Consider the following 15,913-nt stretch of genomic DNA (forward strand, 5'->3'; position numbering starts at 1 on the left):
ACACGAAAACTGAAACTACAATCTTTATTCTTTTTTCTCTTCTCTATTTTCTTCAAGATAAACCTGTCCGCGATGTGGTTTTAAAGCATCTCGAATAGGTTTCATGTCTGCTTCTTCAACAACCATAAATGCAATAGTGTGCATCTCGCTTAATATTTCAAAACCAGTTATATTTAATGGTAATTGTTGTGCAACAATATATTCTTTTAAATGTATTTCGTGATGTTCGGCTGTTTTAGCTGAGTCTGGACCTTTAAAATCCCAAATTAATTTTAGTTTACGCATCTGTAACGGAAGTTCCTTTTTCTGCAAAATTCTTAAAATCTTGCATGTATTGTTTTGTTTGTTTTTTAAAAGTGCTTGGCATGAGTATTAACATCATTCTTAACTTAAAACTGCTAGGAAAAAATTCAAAATGAGCATGCCATTTAGTAAAACCTTTATCTGTTTCTTCAAAATAATTTTCTTGAATATTTTGCATGTTGTTTGTGTCATACATAACATGGAACTCGTAAGGTAACTTTTTGTGTGTTACGGTTTCAATAAGTTCTATGTGCTGTTTTCCTAATATATAATTCAATTTCATTTTAGCACCTATATCACCGGGAGTACCAGAAATATAGTCATAACCCTCAAATCCGCGTTGCCAAAATTTTAGAAGTTCGGGATTATTCAGTTTTTTAATAAAATCGCGCAAAGGAATATGTATTAATATTTCCGAAGTATATTTCATAGCAATTTCATTTATTAATTTTAAATATACATATTAAATGGCATTTAAAACATGCAATTTAAAACATACTAAAAAACTTTCATAACCGTTTGTTAATGCATCTTGTTATATAGCTTAATATTATTACTTTTGCATCTGTATCAAAAATAAAAACCAAACATGAATAAATATTTTTTAATTCTCGTTTTTACTTTGTGTTTTTTCACAATAAAAGCTCAAAATTCTAATGATGAAATTTTATTTACAGTAGAAAATGATCCTGTTTATGTTTCAGAATTCACAAGAGTTTTCAATAAGAATATTGAATTAGTTAAAGACGAATCTCAAAAAGATGTTGACGAATATTTGAAGCTTTTTGTTAACTACAAATTAAAACTAAAAGAAGCCAAGACTTTAGGGTTGAATGAAAAAAAGTCATACATCAATGAATTATCTAGCTACAAAACGCAATTAGCAAGTAACTATTTAACAGATTCTAAAGTTACAGACGAGCTAATTGAAGAAGCTTACAGTAGATCTATAAATGAAGTACAAGCTAGCCATATTTTAATTCGTTTGTCAGAAAACGCTACGCCACAAGATACATTACAAGCCTACAATCAATTATTAAAATTACGAAACAGAGTTTTTAATGAAGGTTTTGAAGCCGTTAAAAATGAAGTACATGATGGTAAAAACGTGTATGCCGAAGATCTAGGATATTTTTCTAGTTTTAAAATGGTATATGATTTTGAAACCGCAGCTTACAGTACAGCTGTTGGGGAGGTTTCTATGCCTTTTAAAACTAAATTTGGCTACCATATTGTTGTGGTTACAGATTTTAGAACCTCACGTGGTGAACGTACCGTAGCACATATTATGATTGATAATCAAAAAAAGGATCAATCTCAAGATAATCCAGAATCTAGGATTAATGATATTTATTTAAAGTTACAACAAGGTGAGGATTTTGAATCTTTGGCAAAACAATTTTCTGAAGACCAAAGTTCAGCAAGTAAAGGTGGTATGTTATCTCCGTTTACCGGAGGCCAGTTAAGTTCTTTGAAATTTGAAAATGAAGCATTTGCTCTGGAAAAAGTAGGAGATATTTCAAAACCTTTTGAATCGGAATTCGGGTGGCACATCATAAAACTATACGATAAAAAATCTGTAGAGTCTTTTGAGACTATGAAAGGTGTTCTTCAAGAAAAGGTAAAGCGCGATTCTCGTTCTCAATTGATTAATGAATCACTAATTAGTACCTTAAAGAAACAATATAAGATTAGCGATAAAAGACCCGATCTAAATTATTTTGTTACTATTGTGAATGATGGCTATTTTGTTGGAAGTTGGAAGCTTCCTGCAGATTTTAAGGCAAACGAGACGCTTTTAAAAATACAAGATAAGAAAATTACAAATGGTGACTTCGGTTCTTTTTTAGAGAAAAATCAAAAGAGACAAATGCCTAAAACGTCTATAAAAAATTTAGTAGATACTAGTTATGATGCGTTTTTAGAAAAACAATTGATTCTGTATAAAGAGGAGAACTTAGAAGTGGAGAATCAAGATTACGCGAATATTGTTGAAGAATACAGAGATGGTTTGTTGTTATTCGATTTAATGGAAACCGAAATATGGAATGCTGCTAAAACAGATTCTGTTGGACTTCAAAAGTATTATAAAGACAATAAAGAAAATTATTTCTGGAACCAAAGAGTAGATGCCGTAGTTGCGTCTTCAGCTAAAAAAGCAACAATAAAAAAGGTTCAAGGTTTATTACTTGATAAAAAAACACCAGAACAAATTAAGGAAACTATAAACTCAGAAAAGACTATAGATGTTATTTTTACATCGGGTATTATGGATGCACAGCACCAATCTTTGCCAGAATCTTTTCAGTTTAAAACTGGAATTTCAGAGATTTATAAATTCAACGATGGTTATATTGTAGCTAACGTTTTAACTGTTTTAACTAAAGAATTAAAAACCTTTGAGGAAGCCAAAGGATCTGTTATAAGCGATTTTCAAAATTATAAAGAAGCCAATTGGATTTTAAGTTTAGAGAGCAAATATAAAGTCACTATTTATCCAGCTGTTCTTGAAAAAGTAAAAAAGCAATTAAATAAATAATCCTTGAAACAACCTAAAAACATAATATACCTTTTATCTTTTTTATGGTTGTTTGTTTCTTGCGATTTTTTTAAAGAAACAGACGATAGAAAAGCCGTTGCCAGAGTCAATGACACTTATTTATACGAAGAGGATATTCAAAGCCTAATCAAAGAAGGTATGTCTAGCCAAGATAGTGCTATGGTGGTTAACAATTATATAAACCATTGGGCTACACAACAATTATTAGTGGATGGTGCCAAGCGAAATTTAACTGAAACCAAACAGGAGTCCTTTAATAAGCTGGTTATGGAGTACAAAAGCGATTTATATTCCAAAGCCTATTTAGAAGCTCTTGTTGCAAAAAATATTGATACCGTTGTTAGTTTGGCCGAAGTGGAATCCTATTATAACGATTATAAGCAGGTTTTTGTTCTAAATGAAGATCTAATAAAACTTCGCTATGTTAATGTAGACGAAAACAGGTTGGATTTAAATGGTCTGGAAACCAAATTCAAACGTTTTAACGAAGCAGATAAAAAGGAACTCGATTCTATTTCAATTCAATTTAAGACTTTTTCATTGAATGATTCCGTTTGGGTTAAAGTAAATCAGGTTATTGATAAAATACCACCTATTACAAATGAAAATCGAAATGAATTGTTAAAAAAATCTAATTTTATACAACTCAAAGATTCATTAGGATTATATTTGGTGCTTATTAACGATGTTCTACTTAGAAGTAGCACGGCGCCATTAGAATATGTGAAGCCTACCATAGACAAAATTGTCATAAACAAACGAAAATTGGAGCTCATTAGAGAATTAGAAAAGGATATTAAACAAGATGCAATTAAAAATAAAAAATTTGAAATCTATAATTAAATTAAATCAGTACCTACTTATCTGTTTCACCTGCTTAGTAACAGAAGTTGTTTCCGCACAAATTATTATTGAAGACGAAGTAGTAGAAGTAAAAACGGTTGCCGTGGATACTTCAAATTCCAGAAAAATTGATGGAGTTGCCGCAGTTGTTGGAGATTATATCATTCTTGATTCAGATATAGACAATACCATTCTTCAGCTTAAAGCACAAGGTGCTTCTATGGAAGGTGTTACTAGATGTCAATTGTTTGGTAAATTACTGGAAGATAAATTATATGCACATCATGCTATTCAGGATAGTGTTATTGTTTCTGATGCCGAAATTCATGCATCAGTCGATTACCAATTGAACCAATTTTTGGAGCAATCTGGAAAGACTATGGAAGAACTAATAGCTTTTTATAATAAAGAAGATGAAAAGAGCTTTAAAGCAGAAATGTTCGAAATCAATAAAAGCAATAAGCTAGCTAGCGAAATGCAGCAGAAAATTATTAGTGATGTTGAAGTAACTCCAGAAGAGGTAAGACAGTTTTTTAATAAAATCCCTGTGGACGAAAGACCAACTTTTGGAACCGAATTAAAAGTATCACAAATTGTTATTGAGCCAGAAGCATCAGCTGAAAATATTCAAAAAGTAATTGATCAATTAAATCAATTTAGAGCAGATGTTTTAGATAATGGAGCAAGTTTTCGTTCAAAAGTAGTATTATATACAGACGATAAAGAGTCTATTAAAACTGGTGGACTATATACCTTATACAGAAAAAAACCTAGAATGGTAAAGGAATTTAGAGATGTTGCCTTTGCCATGCAAGAAGGTGAAATTTCAGAACCTTTCAAATCTGAGTTTGGTTATCATATTATTTACTTAGAAAAAATTAGAGGACAAGAATACGATGTGCGTCACATATTATTAATCCCAGAAGTATCGCAAGATGCCGTTACTGAATCAAAAGCGGAGATTGATAAGATTAGAGAAAGTATTGTAGCTGGAGATATAACCTTTGAAGATGCAGCAAGAGAGTCTAGCGACGAAAAGGAAACTAGAAGCGAAGGGGGGCATTTCATTAACCCTGCAACACAAGATTATAATTTCGAATTAACCAGAATGGATCCAGAACTTTATGGACAAATTGAGGGTTTAAAAGACGATGAAATAAGTTTGGTACTTACTGAAAGAGGTAGAACAGGAAACGTTAAATTCAAAATCATGAAAGTTAGCGATCGTGTAGATGAGCACGTAGCAGATTATTCTAAAGATTACTTGAAAATAAAGGAGTTGGCTTTAAATGAAAAGAAATTTAAAATCATTGAAGATTGGCAAGACGAAAAAATTATGGAAACCTATATTAAAGTTAATGGGGAACATAGAGATTGTGAGTATTCTAGCAACTGGTTAAAAAAATAAATATGTCGGACGTAGCCAAAGTAGAAGCATTAGTTAAACAATATCATGCCTTAAAATCAGAGATTGCCAAAGTCATTATTGGTCAAGATGAGGTAGTAAGTCAGATATTAATTGCTATTTTCTCTGGTGGTCACGCCTTACTTATTGGAGTTCCTGGATTGGCAAAAACCTTAATGGTAAATACTATTGCACAAACCTTAGGGCTCGATTTTAAACGCATTCAATTTACACCAGATTTAATGCCAAGTGATATTCTTGGAAGTGAAATTCTAGACGAGCACAGGCAATTTAAATTTATAAAAGGCCCTATTTTTGCTAACATCATTTTAGCAGATGAGATAAATAGAACTCCTCCAAAAACACAAGCGGCTTTATTGGAAGCCATGCAAGAACGTTCAGTAACAGTAGCTGGACATAATTATAAGCTAGATTTACCTTATTTTGTTCTTGCAACTCAAAATCCAATAGAGCAAGAAGGTACTTATCCCTTGCCAGAAGCACAATTAGACCGTTTTATGTTTGCAATCAATTTAGACTATCCAACCTTCGAGGAGGAAGTACAAGTTGTAAAAGCCACAACAAGTGATGTTCAAGCTAAGGTGAATTCATTATTTTCCGCTCAAGAAATTACGGAAATTCAACATGTAATTCGTAGAATTCCAGTGGCAGATAACGTTATTGAATATGCGGTAAAAATGGTTGCTAAAACGAGACCACATGGAGATTCGGCCCCAGAATTAGTTAAAAATTACCTAGATTGGGGAGCAGGTCCAAGAGCCTCTCAAAATTTAATACTTGCGGCAAAAACGCACGCAGCCATTCATGGAAAATTTTCTCCTGATATTGAAAATGTGCAAGCAGTTGCAGAAAGTATTTTAAGGCATCGAATTATTAAAAATTACAAAGCCGAAGCCGAAGGTATTTCTGAAGTGCAAATTATTAAAAGCTTGTTCTAAATTACATTCTTTCACTTTTTCATTTTTTGCTCTAAAATTCTATAATTTAATTTTCTAGAAGCTTTATTCAGATTAACATTTTTGTTAATTTATTATTTTATAGGTTGAAAATTTACGAAACTCCTAAATAATTTCACTAAAAACAGCTATTTGTTGAATTATATTCAGCATAAATTCTATTATGTTGCATATTTTTAAATCTCCTTTAAAATTTGTAATTTTGCATTCCCAGGGGTCCTTGGAACTATTGAAATGAATAACAATCTTATAAATAAAACTTATGGCATTTGATATAGACATGATTAAAAAAGTGTATTCCACAATGGCGGAGCGTGTAGATGTTGCGCGTAAAATTGTAGGAAAACCATTAACACTTTCAGAAAAGATTTTATACACACACCTTTGGGATGGAACACCAACCACAGCGTTTGTTAGAGGAAAAGATTATGTAGATTTTGCACCAGATAGAATTGCTTGTCAAGATGCGACTGCACAAATGGCTTTATTACAGTTTATGCAAGCTGGAAAAACCAAAGTAGCTGTTCCAACAACGGTTCATTGCGATCACTTAATTCAAGCAAAACAAGGAGCAACTCCAGATTTATTGCGTGCTAACCAAACAAGTAGTGAAGTATTCGACTTTTTGGCGTCTGTATCTAATAAATATGGTATTGGATTTTGGAAACCAGGAGCAGGTATTATTCACCAAGTAGTTTTAGAAAATTACGCATTTCCAGGTGGAATGATGATTGGAACCGATTCTCATACAGTTAATGCTGGTGGATTAGGAATGGTTGCTATTGGAGTAGGGGGAGCAGATGCTGTAGATGTTATGGCAGGAATGGCTTGGGAACTTAAATTCCCAAAACTTATCGGAATTAAATTAACAGGAAATATTAATGGTTGGACGTCGGCAAAGGATGTAATTCTTAAAGTAGCTGGAATCTTAACTGTTAAAGGTGGAACTGGTGCTATTGTTGAGTATTTTGGCCCAGGTGCTAAAAACTTATCTTGTACAGGAAAAGGAACCATTTGTAATATGGGAGCTGAAATTGGTGCTACCACCTCTACTTTTGGGTACGATGATTCTATGGAACGTTATTTACGAGCCACTGATAGAAGTGATATTGCAGATGAAGCAAATAAAATACGTGAATATTTAACAGGAGATGATGAAGTATATGCAAATCCTGAAGCATATTTCGATCAAGTTATTGAAATCGATTTAGATACCTTACGTCCACATTTAAATGGACCATTTACACCAGATTTAGCTACACCAGTTGGAGAGTTGGGACCTAAAGCAAAAGCGAATGGTTGGCCAATTAAAGTAGATTGGGGTTTAATTGGTTCTTGTACGAATTCTTCATATGAAGATTTAACACGTGCCGCTTCTATTGCAAAACAAGCTGTGGATAAGAAAATCAAATCTAAAGCTGATTTTGGTATCAATCCAGGTTCTGAACAAATTCGTTTTACTGCAGAACGTGATGGTATTTTAAAGATCTTTGAAGATTTAAATGCTACTATTTTTACGAATGCCTGCGGTCCTTGTATTGGACAATGGGATAGAAGTGATTTAAAAGGAGATGAAAAAAACACCATTGTACATTCATTTAATCGAAACTTTTCTAAACGTGCAGATGGTAATCCAAATACGCATGCTTTTGTAGGTTCGCCAGAAATGGTTGCGGCTATTGCAATTTCAGGGCGTTTGGATTTTGATCCAATGAATGATACCTTGATAAATGAAGATGGCGAAGAAGTGAAATTAGAAGAGCCAAGAGGAATAGAATTACCGCCTTTAGGATTCGATGTTCTTGACGCTGGATATGTAGAGCCTTTAAAGGATGGAAGTAAAGTAAACGTATCTGTAAGTCCTACTTCAGAACGTTTGCAATTATTAACGCCTTTCCAACCAATTGGAGATAATATTAAAGGAGCTAAATTACTAATAAAAGCTTTTGGTAAATGTACTACAGATCATATATCAATGGCTGGACCTTGGTTACGTTTTAGAGGACACTTAGATAATATTTCTAACAACTGTTTAATAGGTGCTGTAAATGCGTTTGGAAAGAAAACAAACTTTGTTAAAAACCAATTGACAGGTGATTTTGGTGGAGTGCCAGATGTAGCAAGAGATTATAAAGCTAAAGGAATTAACTCAATAGTTGTGGGTGACCATAATTATGGAGAAGGATCTTCTAGAGAACATGCCGCTATGGAACCAAGACATTTAGGGGTTGTAGCAGTTCTAGTAAAATCGTTTGCACGTATCCACGAAACAAACCTTAAAAAACAAGGGATGTTAGGTTTAACATTTGCTAACGAATCAGATTACGATTTAATCCAAGAAGATGATACTATCAATTTCCTTGATTTAAACGAATTCGCTCCAGGGAAACCATTAACTATAGAGTTTGTTCATAAAGATGGCTCTAAAGACGTTATAACGGCGAATCACACCTACAATCAAGCTCAAATTGATTGGTACCATGAAGGTTCTGCTTTAAACTTAATTAAAAGACATAATGCTTCTTAAAAAGTAAGTATTTGAAATAAATTTAAAAAATCCGTTAGAATTTTCTAACGGATTTTTTAATGCCAATTTTATTAAAAAAAAGCTTTTTATATTACACATTAGAATTCAAATTGTGGGTATAGATAGAACTAGATATCAAGAAGGAGTTCTTATTATCTTTTGCTACACGATGATAGGTTAAAGTGGCTAATACCTTTTGGAAGAAATTATGGGCTTCAAATGTTAATCAAAAAAAAGCTAAATAAAGAGACACAAAAAAACTCCTGAATTACTTCAGGAGTTTTATTTATGTTTTAATATATAATCTTAAGATTTTTAGAGTTTACTTGTATCGAACCATAATTTTGTGAGGATCTTATCCCTAATCTAAACAATTTCTCCATCCCGATAACTAACGTATGCCTTGGAGTTTCCGATTTACCTCTCCTTTGGAGAGGTCGAAACTTCTTTTTTAGGAAGTTTCGGGAGAGGCAAAAAATTAGAATCTATAAATAACTTCAGCACTGTTTTGAATATAATTTTTTAGATAAATCCATTCATTGAAGCCCCATTTACCCATAGTTTGAATTCTAAAACCAATGTTGTTTTCTAACCAAAATTGGAAACCAAATCCAAAATCAAAAGTAGCAGTATTATAACTGGCAACACTGGTATAACCAAGTCCAGAGATTAAGTACCCTTGAAACCAATTTAACTGATACGTAGGCATAAATAACTGATCATAATAAAATTTGGCAGTGGCGTCTATAGCGAATAAGGTTTCATCTTTACTTAAATAACCACCATTTTGTAAATTAGAACTTTCCAAGCCATTTAAAGTCAAAGAGACATTAGCTGCAAGTAACTCAGAAAAACGTCTTTCTGCTCCAATGGTAAAAGGATTTTTGAAATTCCAATTTCCTGTATCAAAAGGTTTATCAAATTGAAAACCATCATTGTCTACTACATTGATACCAGCACTAATGGTCCAAGGCACATCTGTAACAGCACCATATTGGCTGAAACCGTAAGTGCTAATTAAAAGGCAAATTGATAGGGCTAATTTATTCATAGTATATTTTGGCGTAAAAATAAGATTAATTCTGTCATCAACAAAATAATAATCAAGATATAAGAAAGATTTGAATTGATTAGAATTTTGATATTTTTAATAGTTTGAATATACGGTTATAATCAGCAAGAACAGCTTTTCTATATTCCTTATTAATTATAAACATATAGATCCTTTGAAATAAAACCTTTAGAAAGCTTAATTTATTTAAAACATAGTCAATTAAATGGGATAGCTTAGTATGCTCAAATTTATATTTTAGATAGTATAATTTTAAACTATTTTTTTTAAAAATCTGTGGTTCAATTTCATCAAAAAACAGGGATAGCAATTGAAAATAGTTTTTTGAATATTTATTGTTTATTTCGTCTAAAACACAAATTTCAGGATGTCTATTTAAAATTGTTAAGCTATCAAAGGCACTCCTAAATCCTATTTTTGAAAAATAGTAACCCTTATCATTAATTTGCCAATTCAAGACACTATGTTGTAATAAATGAATGTTCGAAGGAATAAAAACTTTATTAATTAACTGCTTTGATTCTAAGATTGAATTAGGCATCAATAAGCTTGTGTTTTTACTATTAAACAAGCGTCTATGTATTTCCACCGCAGCTAAACCCGACTTAGGAATTAAACGTGGTAAGTGTTTATGATCAGTGTATTGATGTAAAGGAGATTCTTGAGCCGCTTCAAAATTAGCATTAAGTAACAATTGATAAGCTGTATGCATATCTTTGGAATCTACTAATATATCTATATCTCCAATCATTCTTTCTCCTAAATCAGAATAATAGGCTCCAGCTAATAAAGCAGTTCCTTTTAGAAAAACGTGATTTATATGATGGGTTTGAAATAGATTACTGATATTATTAACATCGTTAAGAATTGAGGTATTCCTATTTCTGTTGATACTTGTTATTTCATTAAGGTATTCTTTAAGGTCTAAGGGTAAGACATGTAAAAGCGATTTTTGATCTAATCGGGTATAAATTGTGGGTAAAACTAAATGACGGCTTGCATATTTTACAAGTGTTTCCCAATCGAATAAGGGATTGGATAATAATTTTTTTAATTGAATAGGATCGTTCTTATAGCTCAAAATAGATGCAATAACTTTAAGAGTATGATAATAGGAGACCATATTATTCAATTTAATTTTGCTCTAATGAGTCAAAAAGGATTTTATTCGTCAATTAGACTTTTAATTTTTAACACGACAGAATTGGAGTCACTGTAAGTTAATTTATAAAAATGACAGGTTTCTAACCAATCAAGAAAATAAGCAGCATTTTCGGCGATAGGAGAAAGCCAGGAATCAGGTATTAAAATGTTTAAAATCTCTTCAGCACTTATAATATCCAATTTGGTTTCAGCCTCAGGACTATACGCAACTAAAATTATTTTGTTACAGGAGATAGGTTCTTCAATGGTGTTAATTGGGCTAACATATTTAAGATCTCCTTTTTTAATATGAGACAAAGAATTAGCTTTAAATTCAATCTTTTCAGAAAGAGAATCTAATAATCGAAATGAGCCATTTTTCATTGAAATGGCGGAAGGGTAGGGATTGATTTTTTGAGATTTTGCCAATATAGGCGTAAAATCATCTGCAATTAAATTAAAGCCATTTGCCATTAATAAGGTAGCCAAAGTGCTTTTTCCTTTACCCGATTCCCCAACTAACATAATAGCTTCTTTACTATTAGATATGGTAGAAGCATGAAATGTTCCAAGCCAATCATCTTCAATTGTGTGGGTCAAACCGCATAATAACTCCATGGCAAATTTGCCTTGAAGCAAATGATAATCACTTTGGTTATAGGTTCCTAAATGAATTTTGTTTTTAAATAAGTGTAACGTCTCATTGTTGTTTTTTATGTAAAAGGTGAAATTAGATCTTAGATTCGGGTCTTTAAGTTCTAAATAAGAAAATTGTGGGTGAATTATGTCCTTCTCGAATTGAGATTGATAACACACTTTTATTACTAAATCTTTAATTTTATAAAATACAGAGATATAATTTGTGTCTGAAAACCCTGTAAATTCTATAGTATTCAGATCAGATTGGACAACATTTAATGAGTTCAAAAGCTGTTCAAATTCCGAATATAATTTGTTAGATAAAGTAGATGGAAAATTATCTAAGGTGTTTATAAAAAAATGAAATTCGCTATCATCTTTGCTTTTAATAAAACTAGATAATAGCGAATAATTCAAATCATTTAAGAGAATATACTTATTTGAGTTTTTAAACCATAAAATAGTAACTCCATGAATTTCACGAATTAAGGATGGAGCTAATGACAATTTCAAAACTAGTTAGTTTCAAAAACATCCTCAGGACCTTCTTGTTGCACTCTATTACCTGGGTCTGGAGGTGAAGACGCATGTGCTTTTTTAGGACTTAATATAAAAAAGGTACCCACAGCTGTTATTGCGGCGTATTTACCCATTTTCTTTAGCGCTTCGTTACGCGTTATTTGATTTTTTGAAGAGTCTTTATTCATATTGCAAATATAAAAATCATTTATATATAATTACCTTTATGTGCCAATAGATTGTTTAAAACAATAATTAGCAATTTAATGAACCTCTTATAAATTATCATAAGGTTTGAATAATTTATAAGAGGCTTTAAATATTATCTAATAATTACTTTTTGATTTTTTGTTAATGATTTATTCGATATTGAAACAGCATAGATTCCAGTTGCTAATGTGGATACGTCAATTTGATTATTTGAACTTCCAGATTCTAAACTGGAGCTTAATACCAAGCGACCTTGCATATCATATACTTTAACTAAAGTAGTGTCTGTCAAGTTTCCTTTAATAAAAATAGCTTTAGGTGTTGCAGTAGCAAAAACATGAATGCTATTAAAAGCGACTTCTTCAATAGATAAGGCAGATTCTGCAAATCTTAAAAAGAAACGCCCAGTTCCGGTAATATTAGATGTTGGTGTCAATGTATAATTGCCTTCGTTTAATAAGGTTACTGTATTAGCTACCATATCTTCTAAATACACATTTGTAGATTCTGGTAAACTCGATTCTAAAATGCTAAAAGTTAATTCTTGTCCTTGAGGTGCACGTACTCCTAATGGGATGGTAACATCAGCATAATCTAAATAACCTAAAGATTGAATTGCAATAGCATTTCCAGTATTATCTTCAACTAATTGAGAATATATAGAGAATGCAGGAGCACTTCCTCCAAAGACATTAGAATCGTAACCTGGATCAAGTCCTAAAGTAGCATTATTAGTAAAATAGAAATCTGTTTTATATAGTTTATCTGTACTACTCAATTCAAGTTTTAAATGTTCAATTGGTTCTGTAGCCATTCTTCCTGGAATAAAATCATCTGTAGTCCCTATAGAGCGCATACTAGGGCTGAAAGAAATAGTTCCTCCACCTGTTTTTGAAGCTACTAGGAAACCTTGACCAGGTGCCATAACTGCGGCAGGATTTGCATCAGAATATGCTTGATTCCAGATATTCCAGCCATCTGAAGCATTACCATCATATCCGTAAACACCCGAACTAACTGTTTCAAATTCTGAATTGTTAGAGGCTAAAAAATCAGATAACGAGATATAAGATGGATAAGGATTACCCACTAAATTCCATTCCGGATTATAAGGTCCTGCAATTACAATAGGCACATTAACATTACCTGTATTAACAATACCTGTAAAGTTTAAATTTAAATTATCGTTTGTTGCGGCTCTATAACCAGTACCTGGCGCTAAAACTACCGATTCGTCCGAAGGGATACTTGTATCATAAGTTAAATACAAACCTGTTACTTTATCGAAAGGTCCAAATAATTTTCGAGTTGGAGTGGCAGGGTATGAATATAAATTAGGATTATTGTTTGCTAACTCTCCAAAAGTTTGACCAGTAACAGGTGCTGAAATTAAATCGTTATTGCCAGCATATGAATTTACATGTCTGTTATAAGTTACAGCTCCAGTAGATTTTCCTTCAACAATTAAGCTAGAGTAACTGTTAGAAATGGAATTTAATTCTAATAATCCGTCTGTAAACAAATCGGAATTTAATTTAATGGATTGACTATTAGATACAGAAACAGTAGCGCCATTTGCAATAACTAGATTATTTAATTCAATATTAGTACCTACATTGTAAGTACCATCCTTTACAAAGGCATTTTCCAACCCTGTTGAATTAGTGGGTGGATAAGGTGTCCATGCACTGTTCGTGTATAACAAGCCATCAAAAACACTTACCACTTTAAAATTATCAAATCCTGAATAGCCATCTGTTCCGTTGTTACTTACTCTAATCTGCAACGCGACTGTTTCAACTGAATCAGGAATATCTAAGATAATGGTTTCAGCATCCTCCTCAACAGGACCGTTACCATCAAGTAAAAATACCCAACCTTGACTTATACCATCATAAAAAAGTTCATATTGTGCATCGTCACCATTATCGACATACCCAATAATTTGCCAGTCAAATTGTACAGTAACATTGTTAAAGCTACTTATGTCAACATCGGCAAAAGTAATAGTAGCAAATCCACTAGTTCCATTATCAATTTCATCGTATAAATCATTTTCGCCTAAAATATTATTGGTAAAAGAAGGGTAGTTTAATGGAGCTGCATCAGCGATATCGATAATTCCATAATATCCATCAGTACCCCAACCATTATCAAAAAATGGGGTATCATGGGTATAAGTCCATTCTGGCGAAGGAAGGTCAAAATCTTGCATAGCAATTGTAATTAGTGGACCCAATACATTAAAAGTATCACTAACTACAAACCCCAATCCACCTGATCCAAAAGCAAATAAATTTATATCTGTTTCTGTTTCATTGAAAATTAAAGTATTTAATGTGGCAACACCTCCTAATATGGTGTAATCTATGGGAGCTCCATTTAAAGATCCCGCAGATAGAATGGAAACAGTACCTGTACCATCTAAATCAAAATTATTATTTATATCAACAGCATGGATGATAGGAAAAGGTGTCATTATTTCAAACTGATTAACATCTGTAGGTTGTGTTGTGAAAATTAACTGAGAAGCTACAACTTCTAGACGATTATCATCACCAATAATTAATGTTTGAGCCCCTCCTGCATCCGATAACTCGAATGTGGAGCCATTAACGCCATCGGGTATCGCACTACTAACTGTCAGTTGAAATTGTTCATTGTCCGTAATACTAGTTCCAAATGTGGCGTAAACATCAAAAGTTTTAGAACCATTGTCTGGTGCCAATAATCCAGTTCCACCATTAATCCCATTAAAGGTTATGGTTGTCCCAACAGAAGTTACTTCGCCCACATTTGTAGCACCATCAAATATGGAAATGGCTGCAAAATTACTTGAACCAGCTACTTGGAAAGATAAATCCTCAAGAATGGTTGGCAAAGCATCGGCATCCATTAAATCATTTCCTCCATCTTGTATTGTAAATTCACCAATCTTTAAAGCATTGGAAACAGTTAATCCAGAGGGTGCATCATATAGTAAGTAATCTATGTCATCCATTGGGTCAAAACTTATGGAAGAAATGATGTTAGACTCAGCACTATTGATGGAAGCGGGTGTAATATTTCCTGTTAATCTTATGCCAGGTTGACTTATTCCAAATTCAGACCATGTTGGAGAACTTTTTATACGAAGCCATCCCTGATTAGTATTGGCATTCCATGCATATAATCGAAAAGTTATGGTCCCTGAATTTCCTGAATTAATACTTAATCCATTTAAATTATATACAATACTATTGTTTTCTGGCATTGCTACTGGGCTATTAATAGCAGTCCCAGCAGTTGCAAAACCATTGGTGCTATAGAAGAGTTGCCAAACTTTAGGCCCGTCGGTATTTCGTCTAAGGTGCATGTCCACTTCAGTTAATTCTACTTCAAAGTTTGTGTTTGCCTTCACAGACCATTGCAAATAATCATTGTTTGTCTGGGCTGTAGCTTGTGATACTCCACTCCAACTTATTGTAGTATGATCAGTACCCACACGTCTAATTACGCCTGTTCCTCTTGTTATACCAATAGAAGAAATTGAGGCTGCATTACCAGTAGCGGTTGGAACAGCAATATTTGCACGATCTACAGTTACAATTGGACTTTGCCCATAAGTTAAGAGGCTGAAAGTAATTGAAACTAAAAGTAAGTAAATTTTTTTCATAATTTATAATTTGTTAACTAATTGATAGTCAAGCTTGAGTATCAGGTGTTTGATTTTTTA

The 15,913-nt window shown here is 32.6% G+C and carries 12 protein-coding genes; 5 read left to right on the forward strand and 7 right to left on the reverse strand.

All coding sequences use genetic code 11. From position 1 onward, the window contains the following. Positions 1-24: 24 nt before the first annotated feature. Positions 25-285: a hypothetical protein gene (locus tag IEV77_RS16860; RefSeq protein WP_188466953.1), complete on the reverse strand. Its 261-nt coding sequence runs from the start codon at positions 283-285 to the stop codon at positions 25-27. Then, on the reverse strand, positions 278-733 hold the full coding sequence (locus tag IEV77_RS16865; RefSeq protein ID WP_188466955.1) for an SRPBCC family protein: 456 nt from the start codon (positions 731-733) through the stop codon (positions 278-280). The genes IEV77_RS16860 and IEV77_RS16865 overlap by 8 nt, the downstream gene beginning before the upstream one ends. A gap of 159 nt (positions 734-892) precedes the next feature. Between IEV77_RS16865 and IEV77_RS16870 the strand changes: the two genes are divergently transcribed. The 5 genes from IEV77_RS16870 to IEV77_RS16890 all read left to right on the forward strand — a co-directional run bounded on the left by IEV77_RS16870 (position 893) and on the right by IEV77_RS16890 (position 8,615). Further along, positions 893-2,842, forward strand: coding sequence for a peptidylprolyl isomerase (locus IEV77_RS16870; RefSeq protein WP_188466957.1), 1,950 nt, complete (start codon positions 893-895; stop codon positions 2,840-2,842). A 3-nt stretch (positions 2,843-2,845) separates the two neighbouring features. After that, positions 2,846-3,706 carry a peptidyl-prolyl cis-trans isomerase gene (locus IEV77_RS16875; protein ID WP_188466959.1) on the forward strand — a complete coding sequence of 287 codons (861 nt, stop codon included), beginning with the start codon at positions 2,846-2,848 and terminating at the stop codon, positions 3,704-3,706. Further along, the gene (locus IEV77_RS16880) at positions 3,669-5,114 is read left to right on the forward strand and encodes a peptidylprolyl isomerase (protein ID WP_188466961.1); all 1,446 of its coding nucleotides are present in this window, start codon (positions 3,669-3,671) and stop codon (positions 5,112-5,114) included. Before IEV77_RS16875 ends, IEV77_RS16880 begins: the two co-directional genes overlap by 38 nt. 2 nt (positions 5,115-5,116) lie before the next feature. Further along, positions 5,117-6,070 (forward strand): AAA family ATPase, encoded by a 954-nt coding sequence (locus IEV77_RS16885; protein WP_188466963.1) that lies wholly within the window; start codon positions 5,117-5,119, stop codon positions 6,068-6,070. A gap of 280 nt (positions 6,071-6,350) precedes the next feature. Further along, entirely contained in the window at positions 6,351-8,615 is a 2,265-nt protein-coding gene (locus IEV77_RS16890) for an aconitate hydratase (protein WP_188466964.1), read from the forward strand. A 478-nt stretch (positions 8,616-9,093) separates the two neighbouring features. Here the strand turns inward: IEV77_RS16890 and IEV77_RS16895 are convergent, their stop codons facing one another. The 5 genes from IEV77_RS16895 to IEV77_RS16915 form a co-directional block, all read right to left on the reverse strand. Beyond that, positions 9,094-9,666, reverse strand: a complete 573-nt coding sequence (locus IEV77_RS16895; protein WP_188466966.1) for a porin family protein — start codon at positions 9,664-9,666, stop codon at positions 9,094-9,096. A 79-nt stretch (positions 9,667-9,745) separates the two neighbouring features. Next, positions 9,746-10,810, reverse strand: coding sequence for a nucleotidyltransferase family protein (locus IEV77_RS16900; protein ID WP_188466968.1), 1,065 nt, complete (start codon positions 10,808-10,810; stop codon positions 9,746-9,748). 41 nt (positions 10,811-10,851) lie between these two features. Next, a complete protein-coding gene (locus tag IEV77_RS16905) occupies positions 10,852-11,982 on the reverse strand; it encodes a phosphoenolpyruvate carboxykinase (ATP) (protein ID WP_188466970.1) in 1,131 nt (376 codons plus the stop codon). Between the two features lie 2 nt (positions 11,983-11,984). Next, positions 11,985-12,176 carry a hypothetical protein gene (locus IEV77_RS16910; protein WP_188466972.1) on the reverse strand — a complete coding sequence of 64 codons (192 nt, stop codon included), beginning with the start codon at positions 12,174-12,176 and terminating at the stop codon, positions 11,985-11,987. Between the two features lie 134 nt (positions 12,177-12,310). Then, entirely contained in the window at positions 12,311-15,853 is a 3,543-nt protein-coding gene (locus IEV77_RS16915; RefSeq protein WP_188466974.1) for a DUF8693 domain-containing protein, read from the reverse strand. Between the last annotated feature and the right edge of the window lie 60 nt (positions 15,854-15,913).

It is taken from the genome of Xanthomarina arctica (assembly GCF_014638915.1).
GTDB classification, from domain to species: Bacteria; Bacteroidota; Bacteroidia; order Flavobacteriales; family Flavobacteriaceae; genus Xanthomarina; species Xanthomarina arctica.